Below are 19,301 nucleotides of genomic sequence, written 5' to 3' on the forward strand. Positions count from 1 at the left end.
TCAGCTCAGCAGGGTGTCGCCGATGTAGCCGCCTTCAGCGCATCCCGGTGGGATCGCGAAGACGGCGGAACCGATCGGGGTGGTCCACTCGTTGAGGAGGTCGAGTTCGTCGAGGCGTCGTTGGATGGGCACGAACTGCTTGGTGACGTCGGCTTGGTAGGAGACGAACAACAGTCCACTGTTGGAGATCTCGGCGCCGACTGGTGCGTGGTCGTAGTTGTAGCCGCGCCGGTAGATGCGCTCGGCGGTGTTCTCGGAACGGGCCCTGCGAATGTGGGAGAACTCGGGGATCACAGGGAAGCCGATGCTCGTCTTCGCGTCGAAATCCGGTTCATCGTGTTCCTGCGTTCCGGTGAGCGGTGCGCCGTTGGCGAGCGTTCGTCCGACCGACTGCTCGCGGCCGCCACGGTCGAGACGGTCCCATTTGTCGAGGTTCATGCGGGTGCGGCGGAGCACGAAGCTCGTGCCGCCGGCGAGCCAGCCTTCGGTGTTCCAGACGAGTCCGGCGAAGTCGTCACCGTCGGGCGCGGGGTTGGTGGTGCCGTCGACCTGTCCGAAGAGGTTCCGCATGGTCGTACCGGGTTTCTCGGAGCCGTGGGCGCGTCGGAACCCGGTCTGGGTCCAGCGGACGGTCGCGAAGCTGCGGGTGTCCTTCAGCAGCATCCTGGTCGCGTGGGCGACCGTGAAGGCGTCATCGGCGGCGATCTGCAGGAGCAGGTCACCGTCGTTCCAGGCCGGGTCGAGCTGGTCGATGGTGAACGCGGGGAGTGGGCCGAGCCAGGTGGGCCTCGCGGAGGTGTTCGCGGCGCGGGTGACGAACTCGGGTCCGAATCCGAAGGTGACCGTGAGACGGGCCGGGACGGTGCCGAGCTCCGGTTCGGAGTCGGCCAGAGCGGGCAGGCCCTGGGTGAGGCGGGCGGCGTCATCAGTGAGGATCTGCATCATGCGCCGCAGCGCATCGCGATCGGTCTCCGGGTGCAGGTCCAGCGCGATAAAGGTGGCGTGGGCCTGTGGGGTGGTCGCGATGCCGGCCTGGTGGGTGCCGTAGAACGCGACGGTCTCCTCGCCGTTCAACGCGGCTTCGGTCTCGGTGGTCGCGGGTGCATCGCCTCCACGGTTGAGCAGAGCGTCGGCACCGATGGCCGCTGCGGCGCCGAGGCCGGCGACGGTCCCTCCGAAGAGGAGCCCTCGCCGACTGACGCCAGACCGTCTAGGTTCGGGTGTCTGGGGTTCGGTCACTTGCTGTCACCGCCCATGTCCATGTCTTCGCCCTCGTAGTTCTCGTTCGCGCCGGAGTAGTCCTTCGCCGGGACGGTGAAGTCGTAGGTGGAGTCGTCGGAGAACGTGAGGGTGAAGGTGATCTCGTCGCCCGCCTTGATGGGGTTCACGAGGTCCATGAGCATGATGTGGTTGCCGCCGGGTTCGATCGTCAGGCTCTTGCCGGCGGGGATGGTGAAGCCGCCACTCTTCTTGCGCATGACCATTTCGCCGGACTCGTTCTCGACCGTTTCGTGCAGCTCGATCATGTTCGACGCCTTCGTGGTCGCTGAGACGACCGTGACGTCCTGGTCGCTGCTGTTCTCGAGCTCCCCGAACGCTGCGGACATGCCCTCGTCGGCGGCCTTGACCCAACCGTTCTCGATGGTGACGGATTCGCCGGCTGGCTTGGTTTCGGCGTTGCTGCCGGCGGCGGTGCTGCAGCCGGTGAGGGCAATGACCGCCGCTGCGGTGAGGGCGAGGAGCTTGCTGGTGGTGCGTGCGTGCATGGTGATGCCTTTCGTGGTGAGATGCCGCTGAATGGGATGCTGGAAGTGCGGTGGGCTTGTCGTCACTCTGATCTGGTTCCGGACGCGGCTGATGGGCGGCGTTTGCGCCAGGCGGTGAACGCCCAGAACGCGAGGACGGCGATCGCTGCGCCACCGATGCCGATCAGTACCGGCCGGAGAGGCGCGGTGTCGCCTGCGGGGCCTGCCGTATCGGATGTGGCTGCCGCGCTGGGTGAGGGTGTCGACGTCGCGGGTGCGCGATCGACGGGGGCTGCGTCACCGACGGTGAAGGGGATGAGCCCGCTGATGGGGTGGCCGTCTGTGGAGACGACGCGCCAGCGGACCTCGTAGGCGCCGGTCGGGAGGGTGCCGTCAATGCGGGCGGTGACGTCGGAGCCGTTGAGGATCGGTTCGCCGGTTATCCAGTTCTGTTCATCCTGATCGACGAGCAGCACGATCGCGCCGATCGTCAGCACGCTCTCCGAGTACTGCAGGGTCACCTCCGTTGGCGCAACGTCGAGCACCGCACCGTCGCCCGGTGTGCTCGCGAGGAGCTGGTCGTGCGCGAATGCCGGCGCAGCGCTGAACGCGAGTACCCCTGCGACGGCGAGGACACATGCGGCCAGGAGCAGCGCAAGGCGACTCAGATGGGTTGGTGCGTGGGTGGTCACGGGTGGTCCTTTCGAGGGGCCTGGTCATGGACGTTGATGCAGGGAGGAGGGCGGCGTCGTCGGTCATTTGCGCGTCATCGTCACCGTCCGGTCGTGGTCCGTTCGGCGGTCGGAGCGTCTCGTGGCGCATGCGTCATCGCGCACCCACTGGGCGACGAGGCGACGGGGACTGCTGGTATCCCGCCGACGCTCCACACGATGCCGCCGACCGCTTGATCGTTGAGTGGCCGACTGGCTCAAAATCCGCCGCTTACTTCACCCGGCGACCTTGCGGCAACCCATGAAGGGCTTGCCGCGGCAGGAACGGGCGGCAGACATGATGGCACTCTGCCGACACACCGGGCGACGATCAGTCGAGGACAGTCGTCGATGAGGTGTTCTGCGCGCACGCATCAATGTCGACCGAGCGCGTAGCTCAGCGAGGTCGTGCGGTGACTTCAGAGGAAGGACGGCGCCGGAGGTCCGCGCAATGCGGTTATCTCCGGATATACCCCGAGTGGCCGCAGGATCGGCACATCAGTGCGCAGCATCGCTCGTGCGGGAAGCTCCGGCAATGCCTGGGCCGCAAGGACCATGGGCACCAGCCGCGCGAGGACGAACTCCTTGATTGCTCCGGCCGTCACCAGCAGCGTCTCTGCTCGGTGAAGCGCGGCGATGGTCACCAGGCCGGCGACCATGTGGGCGAGCCACATACCGGTACCGGCCTGCCCGTCGTGCGTCATAGGCATCGATGACACATCGAGGGTGACCGACGCTCCGTGGGAAAGATGATTGCTCGGCATGGCCATCGATGTGCTGCCCTGGGCGGCACCGAGCACGAAGAGCGTGTGGAACAGAACCTGACTCGCCGCGACCGACAGCGACAGACGGACGATCGACAGCCGTCTGCCCGCGAGCAGAACGCAGACGAACGTCGAAAACATCAGCGGCACGACGATGCCGAGGATGCCGGGCATTGAACCCCCGCCGGCGATGTGCGACAACAGCGCGATAAACGTCGAAAACGCCGCCGCAACCACACCACGAAGGGTGCGGGTCGAGCGGGAAGACGACATGCGTCAATTGTCGCAGACGCGGCCACCTTGTGGATGTTCCGCGAGGGGGCCCGGTGAGCCCCGAACATCTCAGCCGGGTTGGAGCCGCCTCAGAGCTTGCGGTGCGTGACGTGCAGGCCACCAACTCGGCCGTGGGAATGGGCGACGTCGATGGTGCGCCGGTGGGCGACAAAGCGGGTGCCGGCATCGCCGCCGCGCGCGAAGCCGACGTTCATGCGTTCGACGACCAGCATGGCTGGTGTCGGAAACGCTCGTTTCTGAGCATCCGATAGTCAGTCCGGTTCTCAGAACTCATTGTCGAAACGCGAGCCGCTTCAAACCTCCGAGCGTGAAGTTTCGCTCGCGGAACCGGTCAGATGACGGTAGAGCGTTGCGCGGCTCCAGCCGACGAGCGCAGCGGCTTCCGCAGCTGTACGTCCACGACTGCGAGCATCGGCGACGACGACGAGCTTCTCCGCGACGAGGTCGGGGTTCACAGGCGGGCGCCCGAAGCGGGTGCCTGAGTCGCGTGCTGCGGCGATGCCGGCATTCACGCGTTCGACGATGAGCTCGCGTTCATATTCGGCCAGGGTGGCGAGCATGTGGAGCATCAGTCGGCCCGTCGACGTAGCAGGGTCGATCCCATCCGAGAGCGATCGCACGTGGATCCCGCGGCCGCGCAAGAGCTCAACGGTGTTCAGGACGTCGATGAGGGATCGGCCGAGCCGGTCGATACGCCACACGATCACAGTGTCGCCGGCCTCGGCATACTCGAGCAGCTTCGTCATTCCGGGCCGTTCGATTGCGGTCTTACTGCCGGAGGTCACGTCTGCGAACACGTCGCGCTTCTGGATGCCGGCGTCGAGTAGTGCGTCGAGCTGCAGCTGCGCGTCCTGGCTCGCGGTGCTGACTCTGGTGTATCCGATCTGCCTCATGGCGTAAGCATGTCTCAGAAACCCTCGCGAAGGTCGTTGAGACACGCAACGTCGTGAGACGACTTTTCGAGACAAGTGGCCGGCTGCGAGATCCGTGGATTTTCGTGCTCCAGCTTGCCGCGATTTTCAACGGGCCGAATGTCTCGCAAACCTGTACTTTTATGACACACATCGTCGGGAGTCAGATTCAACATCTCGATGGGCGCTGTCACGGTGCTGGGTCGACGGGATACGGAGTGTTGCTGGGAACGGCTCTCGCCGGCACTTTTCGTGCCCGTTATCGGATCGGCTTGCGGGCGCTGCGTAGTTCTGTCTGATGGCGACGGTATGGTCTCGATCATGACGATCGACGAAGCGAGTCTCTGGATTCAAGCGGGCACCGTCTTAGCTGCGACGGCCGCTGTCGTGGTCGCCATACTCGCAGCTCTGGCCACCGGGGTGGTGGCAATCGTGCTCGGAGCCATGGACAGGCGAAACACTGCGATGATCGCCGCCCGCGGCAATCAGTTTCAGCAGCTGTTCCGCGAGCAGGAGCTGCTCCAGCGACTTCTCGAGAATTACAACCGAGGAGGATCAAGCGACCGCGCGGAGTCCGCGCGCATGGGTACCGAAGCGCTCACCTTGATCGGTGCGATTGGCCCCGATCGGCTTCCCGAACTTTGGGCGAGCCATGTCAGCTCCGATGAGCAGTTGCGGGAGCTGCTGGCAGATCCGGAGATGCCTGACTACAAGAAGGAAGCGATCAAGGTGCAGCTCGCGCTCAACGCATCTCGCCGCGATCTCCTCCAACTCACTAGCTAAGTACCTACTGCCGCAGTCCGGGCCGGCACGGTAGGGCGAAGCCATCCAGGTGGAGAGGACGAGTCATCGCGTCGGTAGCTCCATCTAGCATTCGATGCATGCCCGCCGCAGAGTTCGACACAGCACATCTCAAAGTCTCGAGGGCCGCTGATCATTCGCAGGAGCTCGCACACATATGGAACGAGTATCTCGAGCCCCATCCGTTCGACCATGCCCTCCTATCCACCGGGTACGGCGAATGGACTCTGAGAGTCAGTCAGGCGAGTCCTGTCCCTCCTGAGCTGTCAATCGTCTTCGGCGAATGGCTCTTCGAGCTCCGCAGCGCTCTCGACTCGCTCCTCTGGGCGACTGCTGTCCACACGTCTCGACAGGACCCGCCGCCGGCAGAAAGCCAGCTCCAGTATCCGATTTACGACAGTCGCGAAGCGTGGGAGGCGAATCTGCGGCGGCTACGCCCGTTGGCTGACCACCAGCGATCCATGCTCTTGCAGATGCAGCCATTCAGCTCACCGAACCCTGATACGAACTTCCTGGGCTGGATCAACAGACTCGCCCGAATCGATCGGCATCGGCGAATGACGGTCGCTACTGCAAGAGTCGCCGTCATGGAACCCGTCGTCGAGGTCGATGGCGCCCACGAGGCCCACCTGGACTGGGGCGAGCGAGTCTTCCGCGATGGATACTGTGACCTGTTCCGGATCCGGGTCGACAATCCAGCAGCGTCGATTCGGGTCAACCCACGTATGGGCATCGATCCCGATATTGAGGAGTGGTCGGCATCACCCTTCTGGGCCGAGCAACGCTTCTCCGATCGAGTACGCATGCTGCAGACGTTCGTTCGGGCTGAGGTCGCCCTGTACGAATACGACTGCACAGGTGAATCAAGGGGCTGGGACGCAATCGCTGATGGATTTCGGGCAGAGTCCGATAGCCGGCGGGCGGAACTGGCTTTTGTGCCCATCGCCCGCCAGCCTCGACCTGAGATCGCGTGGGTCCCAGCCGGGTCACGTCGCCCGAGCACTCCTGAACGCCTCGCAGGACTGGATTTCCCTTCTCACGGATCCGGTCCAGCCATGTAGGAGTTCGTGCCCGCCAGCCCACGGGAAGACGTCTGAGGCTGCGGCGAAGGCGCGGATCTGGGCGTAGGGCAATCGTCTCTCTGTTGACAGGGCAATGACTAGCGATAGGTCCAGCAATTGTCGGTCCGCTGTCATGACGGAGACCATCAGCGCCTGTGTCACCCATGAGTTTCTGCTCAGTGTTCTAGATCCAGCGTGGTGTCTCGCTAGTAACGATGTGCGTCCGATCCTGGCCAGGCAGTTGCGCTACATGGTGATGAGAACCAGCCGTCCAAGGACGGACTGGCTGAGCGACGCGTTCGGACCAGAAGATGGCCGGTGCTGAGGGCGCGAACCATGGGACGACTCGAACCCTAGTCTTGCAAGACACAAACCTGAGGGCCTGTAAGAGATTCAGGGATACATGGACTATTGATCCTCTCGGTCGTCGGCGCTCTGTCATCATGTGTATGTGACCGAATCCATCGATCTCGTCATCACTGAACAGCGCTGTCTCGTCAGGCACCGCGGAGGAGAGTCGCCGTGCGCTTAACCAAAATTCGCGTAGAGAACTACGCTCGGTTGCGCGACTTGGACATTTCAGTTCGAGGCCACCTTGTCATCGTCGGTGCTAACGATGTGGGCAAGACCTCCCTCTTACGTCTCCTGAACCTCGTATTGGGCAGCACTGCACAGCTGTACCAGAATCTTTCCGTCGATGACTTGGAGGCGCCTGGTCGCCCACTCGTCGTGTCGGCGTCCTTCGGGTCTTTCTCGGACGCAGAGCGTGTTCTCTTTCATCGCGAGATCGACATCGACCCAGACGATAGTTCGGAATCACTCGATGTCCGACTGGAGGTCCTGATTGACCCGGAAGACGCCGAGTCTGTCCTAATTTCCAGATGGTGCCCGGGACGAGGTGAAGTGAGATCTCCAACGCGCGAGCAGATCGCTGCATTCGGATGGCGTTACCTTCCCGCCGTTCGGTCCTCTTCGGCCAATCACCTCGACGGCCGCGATGGTGCCGTCCAAGTCCTGCTGCGCGCGGTTGAGTCCGAACTAGGTGACGAAAAAGCCACCTTCAGCAGTTTGCTGGACTCATTCAACGACAAGCTCAGCGAAAGCCCGGCCCTCACCGAGCTAAGGAGGGGCATGGCGCAGCACCTCTCGAGCTCGATGCCAAAGGAGATAGAAGCAGAGCAGCTGTCGATCCGAACCTCAGCCGACCCCAGCAAGTCCGTCCTCGAGAACGTGTCCATGTACCTCGCACGAGAAGGGAACTTTGCGGCACTCTCGGAACAATCCGACGGCATTCGTCAGCTGATTTCGATGACGCTATTCGATCTCGCCGAAGGCGCAGCGAATGTCATCGCGATTGATGAGCCTGAGTTACACCTTCATCCGTCAAGCCAACGCACTGTGGCGGAGCTGCTCACTCAAAAAGTGAATCAAAAAATTCTTGTCACTCACTCGCCCTACATCGTTCAGAAGTTTGACCCGACACAAGTGGTCGCTGTAAGCCCGGATGGAGCGTGCTACCAAATCGATTCGACTAGGTTTTCGATCGAGGAACGCACACAGGCTCACTGGTGGTCACCACGCATGCTCGAAGCTCTCACTGCGCGCTTCGCGATTGTCGTCGAGGGCATAGCTGACCGCCTTATCGTCGAAGCGGCCGCCCGAGCACGCGGCCTATCACTGGACCGGATCGGAGCGATCGTTTTTGAACTAGGGGGCGCAGAGAACTTTCCGACGGTCTATAAGTTGCTCGGCCCTCATGGCTTCAACGTACACGTACTTGGGCTCGTCGACGAGGCCGAAAGCCCACGCTGGGTCGGGGCAGTCGGGGGCAAGCCGAAAAACGTCGTCGGTACTACCGTATTCATCTCGAAAGCCGACCTGGAAGACGAATACTGCCGCTCGCTTGGCGCCGCGCGGGTCGCTGAGATGCTCATCTCGGCACACGTTGCGGACCAGTCAGCGATTCTCTCCTCGTGCGCAGCGGTCCGCATTCTCGACGTCGGTGCTCCAGCCTTGGCAAAATTCTGTCGGTCAAGTACAAGATCAGGAAGCCGCAAGGTACCTGCTGCTCTGGCCGTATCAAAGGCTTTGACTGCCGATGAAGCATCGAAACTCGAAAGCGTCGCGGCACTGCTCGCCCGACTGGAAACACTCGTGGCCGAGTGACGACCGTAACTGGTGCCTACGACGAAGCGGTCGCACACACCGCGCAGAACCTTCTGGTCATTGCTCCGCCCGGTTGCGGTAAGACGGAGTTACTTGCTCGGCGAGCAGCGCTTCTGATCCCCATGCTCAGTCCGAACCAGAGAATTCTTGCACTCACATTCTCGAATAAAGCGAAGGCAAATCTCACAGGACGCCTCATCGAAATTCTCGGAGCTGAACGCACCCGCAAATATGTCAGCATTCATAACTTCCACGGGCATGCGGCGGAGATTGTCAGGGCGCACGGGCGGACGCTCGGGCTCGATCCGCACTTTGCGATGCCGGACAAGCGGTCACAGTCAGATGCAATTGCTCCTTTGCTCGATGGACTCTCCGAGAATGATGCCGGGGAGCTGAGTAGACGCATTGGAGAGGATCTTCGTGATGCAAAGCAGCGCCCGCGCGACGACAGTGATGTACTTGAGGCACTTGCACTACACGGGATTTCGCAATCCATCGAGATCGAGTCGGCCCGGCAAAAAGCCGCGAAGCTATACTACGATGACCTACTCAGACATGCGCAAAGACTGATTCGGGTGCCAGAGATCGCGTTTCTCTACCGTAAGCACTACGGCGCCATGCTGGTTGATGAGTTTCAAGATCTCTCGCCACAGCAACTCGATCTGGCGCTTCGCAGCTGCGAGCAAAGCCGCACGTTCGTGGGAGACCCGCTCCAGGGCATCTACAGCTGGACAGGAGCTCGACCAATCGACGTGGAGCGACGGCTTCGGAAGATCAGCGGTGAGCCCGTCGACCTCGGTGTCTCCTACCGATCTTCACCCAGAGTGCTCAAGCTGCTGAACCTAGTCTCGGTCGGGCTTGGCGGTCAAGCCCTTCAACCGGACAACCCCGCCGATTGGTTCGAAGAAGGTATATCGGCCGGTGCCAAGTTTTCCACCGGATCGGAAGAGGCCGCCTTCATCGAACAGGCGTCGGCGCTTATCCTAGATAAACGCCCGAGCGCCACAATCGGGGTAATCTGTCGATCAGCTTGGCGCCGCAAGCCTATCGATGCAGTGTTCGCGGTGTCCTCCTTGCCCACCACACGCTGGGACCTCGCTGTCGATGATGCGCGGGTCATCGAACTACTTAATGCCGCCACCACCCGACTTGGCGGGAACCCATCTATCGAGTCGCTCAAGACTGAGGTACTCGCCCGCATAGATGCCACTGACGTCGACACCACTGCAGACGTGGCTGATGCCTTGGACCATCTCGAAGATCTGGCCGCCGAAACCGGATCGGTCCGAGATGCCCTCAAGCAATTTCGTGTCCTTGACGAAGGAGATACCGCCATAGGACCTGGCGTTCATCTCCTCAACGCACACACCGGAAAGGGCCAGCAATTTGACTGGGTCTTCATTCCGGGGTTCGAACAGGGCAACATCCCTAGCTTCTTCGCGAAGAAGCAGTCCGAGATCGACGAGGAACACCGCGTACTTCTCGTGATGCTCTCCCGAGCTAGACACGGCGTAGTGCTCAGTCGAGCAGATTCACTGATCTCAAAGAAGGGTCGACCCTACCCGACGACAGTCAGTCCCTGGGTCAACGAGGTGAGAACCGGGCTCGTAACTGATCAAGTCGGATTGTTGGACCATGTCGCCAGGATGCCGGAACTGCCAAGCTGACAGGTTCGTGCCGTCCACCTCCTTGTGGCACTACCTATCAGCCGTGATACACAGCTCGCGGTTGTTGGAGGCCTGCTGTCCTTCGCGGGAGTCGTGCAACAGGTCGTTGCACGATCTCCCCGATTCGTGAGCACATGCCATTCGTAGATCGCGGGTTCGAGGAGCTGCTGGTTGGGCCAGACGGGAGCGATGTCCGGTTCACTTCCCGAGCCGTCTTCGTACGCCGCCACGTTGGTTGAGATCAAGCAGCAGGTTCATGCGGCGAGGTTCAAGGCTCAGCGGCGAGCGAACACCGAACTGGTGGAGTTGTATTGGCGCATTGGCCGTACGATCGCGGCTCGCCAGGCGACTGAAGGGTGGGGCGCGAGGGTCATCAGTCGACTCGCTGACGACCTTCGCGCGTCGTTCCCCGAGATGAAGGGGTTCTCGTCCCGGGATCTGTCATACATGCGCGCATTCGCGGTGGCGTGGTCGGATCACAGAATTGTGCAACAGGCTGTTGCGCAATTGCCGGGGGGACACATCACGGTTCTTCTGGATCGACTCGGGGATCCGGCGTTGCGCGCCTGGTACGCCGACAAGGCTGTAGCCCAGGGTCGGTCCAGGAACGTCCTTGAGTACCACATCAAGACGAGTGCTCACGAGCGTTTCGAAGCGGCACCATCCAAGTTCGGCCGGGTGCTGGTCGGTGGTCACGGATACTGTCGTCCTGAATCTGGCCCGCCTGGGCCGGCACGGACAAAGGAGTCTCAATCATGGTTTCAATCCCCACGCTGACCTGCCCATACTGCCGCCACACGTTTGTCGGAGTGAAAGTCACGCAGCACAGCCTCATGAAGTGCAGCAACTGCGGCAGAACCATTCGCGTATAGCCTTACCGGCCTCCTCTGCTCCCGCTCACGACGATCTGTGGCTGTTGGCGACGGGTTCGCGCTCGTGCCCCGACAGGGCAATAGCCTGCGTATCGCTGGTGTCATGACTCGGCTCATGACGCGGCGAGATCGCATTCGGCACGAGCGGTACGAACCGTATCTCGCAGCGTGCAACGAGCGGTGGTTCCAAGGCCCGAGTCGTCACCGGCATGCCGGTGACGCTCTGACCTGGCTTTCCGTGTGGAAAAGGCGTTCAAGTACTGGATTTCACATGGTCGATCTGCACGAGCTGACTCGACCGCTCACCGCGCTGGAAGTCGATCGTCGACCCCGTGTAGAGGTCGTGCAGCACGCCGGTCAGGACGACGCAGTCGCGGGTCCCCGGCTTGAAAGTGACGTCGATGAGATCGCGCGCCAGCACGTCGTTGCGGGTGTCGCAGCCGTTCCGGTCGATGTCGGCCCAGCGCTGACCGAACAGGTCCCGGTCGTACCCGGTGGCGACCTGGGTCGCGGTGTCGACGTCGGCCAGCGCGTCTTCGACGGCGTCGGCCGAGACGATCAACTGCCCGGACGCGTCCACGACAGCGAAGCCGGCGGCCTCGAGCGAAGCCCGCGCGCTCGGGCTGACCGCCGCGGGCATCGGCGCGACGGATGTCGGCGTCGATGATCCTGGTTCGCCGAACACGATCCCGCCGTCGACCTGCGTCGCGACGAGGACCACGACGGCTGCAAGGAGCGCGACGAGCAACGCCAAGGGAGTCTTCTTCATGCTGGGTGCTCTCCTCGGGGTCTGCTCCACCAGCGTAGGGGTGGGCGCTGACATGAAGGTTGCACAACCCCTTCGACAGGCTCAGGGACCGGTGGAGGTGCGCTCAGGGACCGGTGGAGGTGCGCTCAGGAGCCGGTGGAGGTGCGCTCAGGGACCGGCGGAGGTGTTCTCGGGGACTGACGGAGGTGCTGAGCGACAGGGGGCTCGGGGACCGCGGCCCTTCGACAAGCTCAGGGACCGGGGGACTGCCGCTCGCGGCAGGGGAGGGATAGGGTCGAGCAGACACAGGGTGCCCCACAACGGGCGCCCGCGATCAAGGAGGATCACGTGTCAGGTAACAGAGCTGTCGCCTACAAAGCAGCGGGTGTCGTCGAGGTCATCGACATCGACTACCCCACCTTCGAACTCAAGGACGGACCGGGGGTGAACCCGGCCAACGTCGGCCGGAAAGTCCCCCACGGCGCCATCCTCAAGACCGTCGCGACCAACATCTGCGGCTCCGACCAGCACATGGTCCGCGGCCGCACCACGGCACCGCCGAACCTCGTCCTCGGACACGAGATCACCGGTGAAGTCGTCGAGGTCGGACCGGACGTCGAGTTCATCAAGGTCGGCGACATCGTCTCGGTGCCCTTCAACATTGCCTGCGGTCGCTGTCGCAACTGCAAGGAGCGCAAGACCGGCATCTGCCTCAACGTGAACCCCGACCGCCCGGGCAGTGCCTACGGCTACGTCGACATGGGTGGCTGGGTTGGCGGCCAGGCCGAGTACGTGCTCGTGCCCTACGCCGACTGGAACCTCCTGAAGTTCCCGGACCGCGACCAGGCGCTCGAGAAGATCATGGACCTCACGATGCTCTCCGACATCTTCCCGACCGGCTTCCACGGTGCGGTGACGGCGGGCGTCGGCGTCGGCTCGACCGTCTACGTGGCAGGTGCGGGACCGGTCGGACTCGCCGCAGCGACCGGGGCCATGCTCCTCGGCGCCGCTGCGGTCATCGTCGGCGACATGAACGCCGACCGGTTGGCCCAGGCGCGGAGCTTCGGCTGCGAGACCGTCGACCTCACCAAGGGCGAGCCGGCGGAGCAGATCGAACAGATCCTCGGTGTCCCGGAGGTCGACTGCGCGGTCGACGCCGTCGGCTTCGAGGCTCGTGGCCACGGCGGTGACGCGGGTCATGAAGCCCCGGCGACCGTACTCAACTCGCTCATGGACATCACCGCGGCCGGCGGAGCGCTCGGCATCCCCGGGCTCTATGTGACGGGTGACCCGGGCGGCATCGACGAGGCCGCGAAGAAGGGCGCGCTGTCGCTGAGTCTCGGCACCGGTTGGGCGAAGTCACTGTCATTCACCACCGGTCAGTGCCCGGTCATGAAGTACAACCACGGCCTGATGATGGCGATCCTGCACGACAAGGTCCACATCGCGAAGAACGTCAACGCCACCGCGATCACCCTCGAGGACGCCCCGCGCGGGTACGCCGAGTTCGATGCGGGGGCTGCGCAGAAGTTCGTCCTCAACCCGAACGGGTATCTGGACGCAGCGTAGGCGGCACTGCGACATCACCGAGAGTGCCCGTTGCGTCGTCTGGAGAGCTTCAGGACGACGGAACGGGCGCTTTCGGCTGCCCGTCGACAGGCTCAGGGACCGGGCGCCGGGGACGGATTCATCTCCTCACCGGGAGGTCCCGACTACTGAGTTTTCAACGAAACGCGTGCTGCGAGGCATCCGGTACGGCGTTGTCTGACGAACTGCTGAGTGAACCGTGAGATTCCCTCCTTACGGTCCGTCTCTTCAATGACGCGGGAAACCGACGGGGCCATGGGGCCCGTCCCGCGACGAAGAGACCCCCCACTCGCACAAGGACGACCATGCAACACTCCTTCCTCGCATCCGAATCAGATCCGGAGAGTGACTCCGACACCGGCCCGCTGCTCGGCAGGGCGGGCAGTACGGCGTCGACGGTTCCGATCCGCAGGGTCACGGTCAGCGGCGACGACCCGGCGGTCGCCCGGCAGAACTACGAGCGCGCCTACGACGGCAGCCGCTTCACCGTCACCCGCGGTTCCGAGCCGTTCTCGTTCCAGTGGGTGTCGATCGGCGACGACCGTGTCTCGCTCCGCACCGCGACGATGACCGGGCACGTCACCGGTGAGACCCCCGGCCTCACCGACTACGTGGTCTCGTGGGTCACGACCGGCGGCGGGTGGATCGTGCGTCGCGACGGCCAACGGATGGAGATCCCGCGACACCCGTTCGTCCTCCCGTTCCACCGGCCGTACACGGTGCACCTCACCCCGCATCGGCAGAACTCCGTGCTGTTCTCCGCACCGTACCTCGAGGACATCGCGACCGAGATCCACGCCGGCCCGAGTCAAGCGGTGTCCTTCGACCTCGAGGCGACGCCGACACCCGAGGCGATCGAGCGCTGGCGCGTGGCGCTGAACGCCTCCACCCCGGTGCTCACCGACGAGACGGCCCCTCCGCTGCTCCGCATGAACGCCCAGCGACCGCTCGCCCTCGCGCTGCTGCAGCTCGCACCGTGGGCGGTGGTCGACCTGCCGGAGCCGCTCCGCGAGCCCTCGATGGCGCGCACCCGCCTCGCGGTCGAATACCTGCACCACCACGCGGCGGAGCCCATCACGCCCGCCGACGCGGCGAAGGCGGCCGGGCTGCACACGAGGACGCTGCAGCTCCACTGCCGTCGCGAGCTCGGCATGTCGCCCACCGCCTACCTGCGCGACATCCGCCTCGACCGCACCCGGCGCGAGCTCGCCGACAGCTCGCCGCAGGAGACGACGGTCGGCGAGGTCGCGAAGCGGTGGGGGTTCGTCCACCTCGGCCGCTTCGCCTCCGCCTACCGGAACCGCTTCGGCGAGGGCCCGAGCCAGACCCTCCGCGCCTGATCGACGAGTCGCGAATATCCAGAAACTGAGTGCTTCGCGACGAAAACGAGATCGACCGTGAGGATCGGGCGTGACGCGCAGTCTCATAGATGTCGCCCGGAACACGGGCACCGCGACCGGACACCCGGACCGCGAAACCGCAGTACCAGCCACCGAAGGAGCAACACCATGTCGAACACCACCGACACCGCGAACCACGCCGCCACCACCTCCACGGGCAAGAACGTCATCGCCGATGGCGTCGTCCAGAAGGTCGCCGGCATCGCAGCCCGCGAGGTCCCCGGCGTGCACGACCTCGGCGGCGGAGCAGCTCGCGCCATCGGCGCCATCCGCAACGCCATCAACGCCCAGGACCGCGGTCAGGGCGTCTCGGTCGAGGTCGGCGAGAAGCAGGTCGCCGCTGACATCGTGATCGTCGCCGAGTACCCCGTCGACCTCCAGCGCGTCGCGGACGACGTCCGTCGCAGCGTCACCGACGCGATCTCGAACGTCGTGGGTATGGACGTCACCGAGGTCAACGTCACCGTCTCCGACGTCCACATCCCGTCGGACGACGACAACGACGCTGACGAGAGCCGCGTCCAGTGACCACGACCGATCGCGGCATCCTCGTCGGTGCCGTCCTGGCACTGGCTGCCGTCGCATTCGGGTTCTGGAGCATGATCCTCGTCGCGCTGTTCATGCTGATCGGATTCGGCATCGGACGCGTTCTCGAGGGCAAGCTCGACCTGCGCGGTGTCGCCGACGCGCTCCGCGGGCGGCGGTCGTCGTGACCGCGGCGGTGACGGCCGAACAGGCCGTGCATGGTCGCAACACGATCAGCTCCCGCGCCGTGCGTCGCGTCGTGTCTGCCGTCACCGCGGAGGAACTCGGTGTGCGGGCGTCGGAGGTCTCCGTCGAGCTCTCCGACGCCCAGGGGGCCCTCACGGTCACCGCGAGCACGCCCATCCACGTGTCACCGCTCGGCGCCGGATCCCGGACCTCGGGAACCGTCCTCGAACGCCTGGCACGCGCACAGACCAGCATCCGTGAGCGGTGCCTGGACCTGACCGGGTCGACGATCGGACGCGTCGACCTCCACATCATGGGCGCGAAGCTCGAAGAACGAAGGAGGGTGTTGTGAGCACCCCAGCCCTGTACCGCCGCGCGGTGCGTCGCGAGACCCACTCGCCGCGGTCGACGCTCGCGATCACGATCGCGATCATCCTCGCGCTCGTGCTCGCCTGGCTCGGCACCGAATCGGTCCTGGCCGCGATCGGGCAACCGGCGCTCCTCATCGCACCGAAGGACATCGTCACCGCGGTGCTCACCGCGGCGACCGCTCCGGCCCCGCTGCTCGTCGCCATCGGCGCGGTCGCGGCGATCATCGGCCTCGTGCTGATCGTCCTGTCGCTGGCCCCCGCCCGCCAAGGGCGTCGCGGGTCGATCGCCGATCGCACCGCGGCCGTCGTGGACGACCGCGTGATCGCGCAGTCGCTCGCCCGCGTCGCCTCGTACGCCGGTGACATCGACCCCTCGCAGGTGAGCGTCAGCGTCGGCGCCAGGAGCGCCCGCGTCGACGTCACGCCGACGAGCGGCCGACGCGTCGACCAGCGCGAGATCCAGCAGGCCGTGGACGCGGAGGTCGCGTCCTACGACTACCGGCCGGCGCTCCGCGCCAGGGTCCGCGTGAGCAGCAAGGGAACGGTGGCCTGATGAACTCCACGAATCGATTCCTCAACCGGTTCTTCATCTTCGTCGTGGGACTCGTCGTCCTCGCGGCCGGTGCGGCCCTGTCCGCGGGCGCGCTCCTGCCGGACGTGCAGCGGACGATCAGCGAGAACGCCGAGCGAGCCGTCGGACCGACGAACGACACGATCGACGCCCAGCCGTGGATCCTGTGGGTCGCGGCGGTCGTCGCGCTGCTGCTCATCCTGGTCATCCTCTGGTTCGTGTTCCGGCAGGGCCGCGGGCACACCGGAACGCTGCTGCAGGTCGACGAGCAGCGGACGAAGGACACCCCGACCGGAGGTCGCGTCGTGCTCGACGTGAAGGTCGCCGAGCAGGTCCTCGAGGAGGCGATCGGGCGCAACCCCGACGTGGTCTCCGTCGACGTCACCGGCTTCCGGATCCGCAAGCAGTCCACGCTGCGCCTCACCGCACACGCCCGTCGCGGCGCCTCGCCCGTTCAGCTGCGGCGCGACATCGAGGCGGCCATCCACGAGTGGGACGGCGTCCTCGGGACGTCCACCCCGGTGGTCATCCAGATCGTCAGCGGACTGCGCACGCGGCTCGCCAGCACGAACCGGGTCGTCTGACCCGACACCCCGCGGTGCCGCCTCGGCACCCGAATCGACAGCAGTAGGACCGATGCACCGCCGACGCGGTGCGAGGAGGATCGCATGAGCGACGACACGAAGCACCCGGACCAGCACCACATCCCCACCCCGGCCGAGGTCCGGGCTGAGCACCCGACGGTGCTCGTGCCCGCGCATCCGGATGACGAGGTCCGCCGCATCGAATCGCACGACGGCGAGCACGTGGGCGAGACCGCTCCCGCACCTGTGGCGGTCGCTCCGGCTGACACGGCGGTCGCTGGACCGGAGACCGCTGAACCGGCCGTGTCCGACTCGGTCTCCGCCGAGACGCCGGCGGTGTCGGTGTCGGAGCCGGTGGCCTCGCCGGAACCGGCGGACGCACCGGTGGTCGAGCTCGACGCCGGCCGGCGACGTGAGCAGGAGGCCGACGAGCTCGCCAAGGTCATCGCCACGACGGCCGAGACGGTCCCCGGTGTGCACGCCCTCGGTTCCCCGACGGCCCGCGCCATCGACAGCGCCCGCACCCGCCTGCTCGGCCGCACCGCCGTCCCCGGCGTCAACGTCCTGGCCGACGACGACGTGCTGAGCGTCGAGGTCTCACTGGTGGCCGAGTACCCGGCCGGCATCGACGAGGTCGCGGACACGGTCCGGGCCGACGTCGCGGCCGTGCTGGAGGCCCGCCACCCCGGACCGGTCGACATCGACATCACGGTCACCGACATCCACGGGCCGTTCGACCCGATCGAGCCCGATCCGGGCGAGGCGATCGACGACGCCACGGCGGCCATCGGTGACGCCACGTCCGCGGCGGGTGCCGCGATCGGCGATGCGGCGGAGGCCGCCGGAGACGCGTTGGATCACGCCAAGGGCGCTGCGTCGGACGCGGTGGACTCGGCGCGAGCTGGAGCAGCCGACCTGGCCGACGCGGCCAGTGACGCGGTGGAGCAGCGGACCGGCCGGTCCGAGGGTGCCGACGGCCGGTCGCTGAGGAACGAGCAGCCGGTCGTGGTCGCGGGCGCCGACGACGAGCTCACGGCCGACGGCGACGTCGCCGGTGAACCGATCGATGAGGTGGTGTCGGAATCCTCCGACGACGTGTCGGAGGAACTCGCCGAGGCCGCCCGCCAGCTGGCCACCGCGGCCGACTCGCTCGCGACCGTCGCTGACGAGGTGACGCACGGCGACTCGAACCTCGCCGGCGCCGAGCCCGTCGGGGCGGCTGACGCAGGCCCGACTTCCGACCTGGCTTCGGATCCCGAGCAGAACGGCGGCACCGCAGAGACCGTCGACGGAACCCCGAGCGCCCTCGAGTCCGCCGACGAGGACACGCACGACCAGCCTGCACCGAAGGTCGCTGACGTCGACGAGGTGACGGACGCTCCCGCCGAGGCCACGGCCGTCCAAGCTGCGGCGCCGACGAAGGAGCAGTGACATGCCGCTCTTCAGCCGGACCACGTCGTACGGCGCCCGCCCACGTCCGCGTGCAGTGTGGGCGGCCGCGATCACGGGAGTCGTCCTCCTCGTCCTGATCGTCGTCGGGGTGCTGATCCCGATCCTCGGGCTCATCGGTGCGGCCGACGGCGCGACGGTCGGTGCGCTCAACGTCCCGGTCGGTGGCATCGTGGTCGCGCTCCTCATCGGGTACGTCCTCGCGCTGCTGTTCCTGCTCGGGTGCGTCCGCAGCCGCAACGGCGCACTCTCTTGGGTGCTGGCCGTCGCGGCGGTGATCTCGGCACTCCTCGTGTCGCTGTGGCCGCTGCTGGCGGTCGCCTTCGCGGGCGTCGACCAGGCGTCGGACGTCGTCCCGTTCATCCAGGACCTCATCCGCCGGGTCACGGGCGGCTGAGCACAGGGGATCCGCCCGACAGCAGGAGGTCCTCCCTCACGATCTCCTGCTGTCGCGCGGATCTCCTGTGCTCAGCTCAGGCGGCGGGTGAGGTGGACGTCGACGGTGTCGCCGATGTCCTTGCCGAGACGCTTCCGCAGCTTCGCGCTGATGGACAGCATGTGACCACCGGAGCCGGTCGGCATGAGCCCGACGTTCGGGAGGTCGACACCGTCGACGGTCGCATCGACGCGGACGGACTTGCCGGTGCCGAAGAACTCGGCCGAGCCGGGCATCTCGACGCAGGACCAGACGTCGCCCTTCACGTCGACGCCGATCGGCGCGGTGAAGCGGTGATCGAGCTCGGTCGGTTCGATGGCCATCGGTGGCGCCCCTCATCGGTCGTGGTCGGCGGGGCCATTGTCGCGGCTGAGTCCGACCCGTGGCAAGGGCGGGACCGTCCCTGGTCCCGCCCTTCGACAGGCTCAGGAACCGTTTGTCGAAGGGCCCCGG

The 19,301-nt window shown here is 65.3% G+C and carries 22 protein-coding genes; 14 read left to right on the top strand and 8 right to left on the bottom strand.

What is annotated here, in order from left to right; all coding sequences use genetic code 11:
* The 6 genes from ACQG07_RS04865 to ACQG07_RS04890 form a co-directional block, all read right to left on the bottom strand.
* On the bottom strand, nt 1-1,239 hold the full coding sequence (locus ACQG07_RS04865; protein ID WP_426737569.1) for a Dyp-type peroxidase: 1,239 nt from the start codon (nt 1,237-1,239) through the stop codon (nt 1-3).
* Nucleotides 1,236-1,766, bottom strand: coding sequence for a copper chaperone PCu(A)C (locus ACQG07_RS04870; RefSeq protein WP_426737571.1), 531 nt, complete (start codon nt 1,764-1,766; stop codon nt 1,236-1,238). Before ACQG07_RS04870 ends, ACQG07_RS04865 begins: the two co-directional genes overlap by 4 nt.
* Before the next feature lie 62 nt (nt 1,767-1,828).
* Nucleotides 1,829-2,437 (bottom strand): copper resistance CopC family protein, encoded by a 609-nt coding sequence (locus ACQG07_RS04875; RefSeq protein ID WP_426737573.1) that lies wholly within the window; start codon nt 2,435-2,437, stop codon nt 1,829-1,831.
* A 437-nt stretch (nt 2,438-2,874) separates the two neighbouring features.
* On the bottom strand, nt 2,875-3,492 hold the full coding sequence (locus ACQG07_RS04880) for a hypothetical protein (RefSeq protein WP_426737575.1): 618 nt from the start codon (nt 3,490-3,492) through the stop codon (nt 2,875-2,877).
* A gap of 89 nt (nt 3,493-3,581) precedes the next feature.
* A complete protein-coding gene (locus ACQG07_RS04885; RefSeq protein ID WP_426737577.1) occupies nt 3,582-3,725 on the bottom strand; it encodes a hypothetical protein in 144 nt (47 codons plus the stop codon).
* An 81-nt stretch (nt 3,726-3,806) separates the two neighbouring features.
* Nucleotides 3,807-4,406: a recombinase family protein gene (locus tag ACQG07_RS04890; protein WP_426737579.1), complete on the bottom strand. Its 600-nt coding sequence runs from the start codon at nt 4,404-4,406 to the stop codon at nt 3,807-3,809.
* A gap of 339 nt (nt 4,407-4,745) precedes the next feature.
* Between ACQG07_RS04890 and ACQG07_RS04895 the strand changes: the two genes are divergently transcribed.
* From ACQG07_RS04895 to ACQG07_RS04915, 5 genes are all read left to right on the top strand, one after another.
* Nucleotides 4,746-5,207: a hypothetical protein gene (locus ACQG07_RS04895; RefSeq protein WP_426737581.1), complete on the top strand. Its 462-nt coding sequence runs from the start codon at nt 4,746-4,748 to the stop codon at nt 5,205-5,207.
* A gap of 98 nt (nt 5,208-5,305) precedes the next feature.
* Nucleotides 5,306-6,286 (top strand): hypothetical protein, encoded by a 981-nt coding sequence (locus ACQG07_RS04900; protein WP_426737583.1) that lies wholly within the window; start codon nt 5,306-5,308, stop codon nt 6,284-6,286.
* A 522-nt stretch (nt 6,287-6,808) separates the two neighbouring features.
* Nucleotides 6,809-8,452 (top strand): ATP-dependent nuclease, encoded by a 1,644-nt coding sequence (locus ACQG07_RS04905; protein WP_426737584.1) that lies wholly within the window; start codon nt 6,809-6,811, stop codon nt 8,450-8,452.
* A complete protein-coding gene (locus tag ACQG07_RS04910; RefSeq protein ID WP_426737586.1) occupies nt 8,449-10,119 on the top strand; it encodes a UvrD-helicase domain-containing protein in 1,671 nt (556 codons plus the stop codon). The genes ACQG07_RS04905 and ACQG07_RS04910 overlap by 4 nt, the downstream gene beginning before the upstream one ends.
* 189 nt (nt 10,120-10,308) lie before the next feature.
* Nucleotides 10,309-10,896, top strand: a complete 588-nt coding sequence (locus ACQG07_RS04915; protein ID WP_426737588.1) for a DUF1016 N-terminal domain-containing protein — start codon at nt 10,309-10,311, stop codon at nt 10,894-10,896.
* Nucleotides 10,897-11,244: 348 nt separating this feature from the next.
* Here ACQG07_RS04915 and ACQG07_RS04920 read toward each other — a convergent pair whose 3' ends face one another.
* On the bottom strand, nt 11,245-11,760 hold the full coding sequence (locus ACQG07_RS04920) for a hypothetical protein (protein WP_426737590.1): 516 nt from the start codon (nt 11,758-11,760) through the stop codon (nt 11,245-11,247).
* A 327-nt stretch (nt 11,761-12,087) separates the two neighbouring features.
* Between ACQG07_RS04920 and fdhA the strand changes: the two genes are divergently transcribed.
* The 9 genes from fdhA (at nt 12,088) to ACQG07_RS04965 (ending at nt 18,809) form a co-directional block, all read left to right on the top strand.
* Nucleotides 12,088-13,308: a formaldehyde dehydrogenase, glutathione-independent gene (fdhA, locus tag ACQG07_RS04925; protein ID WP_079706515.1), complete on the top strand. Its 1,221-nt coding sequence runs from the start codon at nt 12,088-12,090 to the stop codon at nt 13,306-13,308.
* A 323-nt stretch (nt 13,309-13,631) separates the two neighbouring features.
* The gene (locus ACQG07_RS04930) at nt 13,632-14,666 is read left to right on the top strand and encodes a helix-turn-helix transcriptional regulator (protein ID WP_426737592.1); all 1,035 of its coding nucleotides are present in this window, start codon (nt 13,632-13,634) and stop codon (nt 14,664-14,666) included.
* Between the two features lie 168 nt (nt 14,667-14,834).
* Entirely contained in the window at nt 14,835-15,254 is a 420-nt protein-coding gene (locus ACQG07_RS04935) for an Asp23/Gls24 family envelope stress response protein (RefSeq protein ID WP_079706516.1), read from the top strand.
* Nucleotides 15,251-15,439, top strand: coding sequence for a DUF2273 domain-containing protein (locus tag ACQG07_RS04940; protein ID WP_064296821.1), 189 nt, complete (start codon nt 15,251-15,253; stop codon nt 15,437-15,439). Before ACQG07_RS04935 ends, ACQG07_RS04940 begins: the two co-directional genes overlap by 4 nt.
* Nucleotides 15,436-15,789, top strand: coding sequence for a hypothetical protein (locus ACQG07_RS04945; protein ID WP_426737595.1), 354 nt, complete (start codon nt 15,436-15,438; stop codon nt 15,787-15,789). The genes ACQG07_RS04940 and ACQG07_RS04945 overlap by 4 nt, the downstream gene beginning before the upstream one ends.
* Complete coding sequence (locus ACQG07_RS04950) at nt 15,786-16,361, top strand: hypothetical protein (RefSeq protein ID WP_426737597.1); 576 nt, start codon at nt 15,786-15,788, stop codon at nt 16,359-16,361. The genes ACQG07_RS04945 and ACQG07_RS04950 overlap by 4 nt, the downstream gene beginning before the upstream one ends.
* The gene (locus ACQG07_RS04955) at nt 16,361-16,963 is read left to right on the top strand and encodes a hypothetical protein (RefSeq protein WP_426737599.1); all 603 of its coding nucleotides are present in this window, start codon (nt 16,361-16,363) and stop codon (nt 16,961-16,963) included. Before ACQG07_RS04950 ends, ACQG07_RS04955 begins: the two co-directional genes overlap by 1 nt.
* Before the next feature lie 84 nt (nt 16,964-17,047).
* Nucleotides 17,048-18,394, top strand: a complete 1,347-nt coding sequence (locus ACQG07_RS04960) for an Asp23/Gls24 family envelope stress response protein (protein ID WP_426737601.1) — start codon at nt 17,048-17,050, stop codon at nt 18,392-18,394.
* 1 nt (nt 18,395) lies between these two features.
* On the top strand, nt 18,396-18,809 hold the full coding sequence (locus ACQG07_RS04965) for a hypothetical protein (RefSeq protein WP_124767521.1): 414 nt from the start codon (nt 18,396-18,398) through the stop codon (nt 18,807-18,809).
* A gap of 71 nt (nt 18,810-18,880) precedes the next feature.
* On the opposite strand, the gene ACQG07_RS04970 is transcribed toward ACQG07_RS04965, so the two are convergent.
* Nucleotides 18,881-19,171 (bottom strand): DUF1905 domain-containing protein, encoded by a 291-nt coding sequence (locus ACQG07_RS04970; RefSeq protein WP_426737603.1) that lies wholly within the window; start codon nt 19,169-19,171, stop codon nt 18,881-18,883.
* Nucleotides 19,172-19,301 lie beyond the last annotated feature (130 nt).

The organism is Plantibacter sp. 2H11-2, from assembly GCF_050031945.1.
GTDB lineage: Bacteria > Actinomycetota > Actinomycetes > Actinomycetales > Microbacteriaceae > Plantibacter > Plantibacter auratus.